The 1730-nt window shown below is 27.8% G+C and carries 4 protein-coding genes; all 4 read left to right on the top strand.

Features of this window, described 5'->3' with window-relative positions:
- Positions 1-173 (top strand): DUF1659 domain-containing protein (locus A500_RS21550; protein ID WP_016205549.1); only part of this gene is annotated, 173 nt, incomplete at its 5' end.
- A 66-nt stretch (positions 174-239) separates the two neighbouring features.
- Complete coding sequence (locus tag A500_RS00015) at positions 240-458, top strand: DUF2922 domain-containing protein (RefSeq protein WP_016205548.1); 219 nt, start codon at positions 240-242, stop codon at positions 456-458.
- A 424-nt stretch (positions 459-882) separates the two neighbouring features.
- Complete coding sequence (locus tag A500_RS00010) at positions 883-1458, top strand: Uma2 family endonuclease (protein ID WP_016205547.1); 576 nt, start codon at positions 883-885, stop codon at positions 1456-1458.
- Positions 1459-1517: 59 nt separating this feature from the next.
- Positions 1518-1730, top strand: a complete 213-nt coding sequence (locus A500_RS19800; protein WP_083935641.1) for a DUF2442 domain-containing protein — start codon at positions 1518-1520, stop codon at positions 1728-1730.

Below are 1730 nucleotides of genomic sequence, written 5' to 3'. Positions count from 1 at the left end.
TCGGTGTTGACTCTAAAGGTAAGGAAGTATTTAAGAAACAAACTTTTAAAAATATTTCTGCAGATGCTACTGATGATAATTTAGTAGAATTATCTGATGCAGTTGAAAGTCTTATGGATTATACAGTAAGCACAATCCAAAAGCAACAAAACTTTATAATAACAAGAGGTTAATTTACCTTATTAGTTATTAAACAGCATTGCAATTTAGTGATGTAATTTATGAAAGGGGGATATATCATGATAGAAAGAAGTGCAAAAATGACTTTTAAAGATGTTTCAGGAAAAAAGGTTAACTTAATAGTTAAGGATGTTAAGGAAGATGTTTTAGATGCTGACATTTCTGATCTTATGGATTCTGTATTAACTAATAAGTTAATAAAAACAGAAGCAGGTGATCTTGTGGAAATGGTAGAAGCAAAGGTTATAAATAAAGAAACAACAACTGTTGCTCTTTAGTTTAATATATAGAGTGTCCAAATTTGGACACTCTTTTCATAGTTTTGAATTATTATATGAAAATGAGTTACTTTAAATGCAGTTATGTAAGCCATGTCTGAAATTAAAAAAAGAAGTTGGTATTGATACATTAGCAACCTCGGGCGTTCCTTCCTCGGAAGGACCCCCGGGGGTTGTGTTAAATATTTGACGATAGTATTTCAAACTTTAACCCGAGGGGATTTTTTATGATATTTCTTTAAAAATCTTCCCTAAATTTTAATTTAGTGAAATTCGAAAAATATTTAAAAATATACAGATGATAATAAAATGAAGTGCCTATGTCTACTGGATAGGGGGTTCAAAATCATCTGTTTTTATTTTATAAAAAATTAAAGTAGGATATAATAAGTATAAGATTATAAATAAAAGGGAGGAGATTAAAATGGCATTAAATATTAATGAAGATTTTTTGCAAAAAGAAGAGTGGATTAATTCTATAAAATATATGTCGCCAAGACCAAGATACAATCATGTAGAATTACAAGGTGAAATATATTTACAGTTGAAGCAATACTTTAAAAGAAAATGTAATGTTTCAATCGAAGCAGCACTATTTTTAACTAAAGAAGATCCCAAGATAATTAAAAATGATAAAAATAAAATTGATGAACTAGTAAAATCTAAACAAGCAGAAGTAGCTCCTGATGTTGCTGTATATTGTGATAAAAACCAGATATTCTATAGAGGATATATTGGTATTCCACAATTAGTAGTAGAGGTGTTAAGTCCTTCAAATTCGGATGATGATTTAATTGTAAAGAAAGATTTATATGAAAGGTATGGAGTTGCTGAATATTGGATTGTATCACCTATGAGTAGGAAAGTATGGATATATGAATTAATTGATAATAAATATGAATTAAGACATAGCTGTACATTAAATGATAAATTTAAATCAATTAGGTTTAATGAGTTAGAAGTTGATTTGTCAGAAGTTGAATTGATAGATGAAGAGTAGCAAATTGGGTACTTCCTTCCTCTAATCCGAGAAGTGATTAGTATGATTCAGAAAAAAAGATTCATAAGCCAATAGAAGTAAAGTCTTTAAATGAATATATTATTGAAATAAAATATGATGATGGAAGATTAATTAAATTTGATATGAAAAGTTTATTAAGTCATCCGTTATTTAAACCATTAAATGATGTAGAGACTTTTAGAAAAGTAAGAATAAATGGATCATCTATTTGTTGGGATAATGATATAGATATATGTAAGGAAGAAGAATAA

The organism is Clostridium sartagoforme AAU1 (assembly GCF_000401215.1).
Taxonomy (GTDB): Bacteria; Bacillota; Clostridia; order Clostridiales; family Clostridiaceae; genus Clostridium; species Clostridium sartagoforme.
Note: the sequence above shows the minus strand (reverse complement) of the source record. Positions and strands in the feature narration are given on the sequence as shown.

Excerpts from the sequence above, each read along its gene's own strand:
- A500_RS00015 (WP_016205548.1), top strand. The coding sequence starts at position 240 with ATGATAGAAAGAAGTGCAAAAATGACTTTTAAAGATGTTTCAGGAAAA.
- A500_RS00010 (WP_016205547.1), top strand. The coding sequence starts at position 883 with ATGGCATTAAATATTAATGAAGATTTTTTGCAAAAAGAAGAGTGGATT.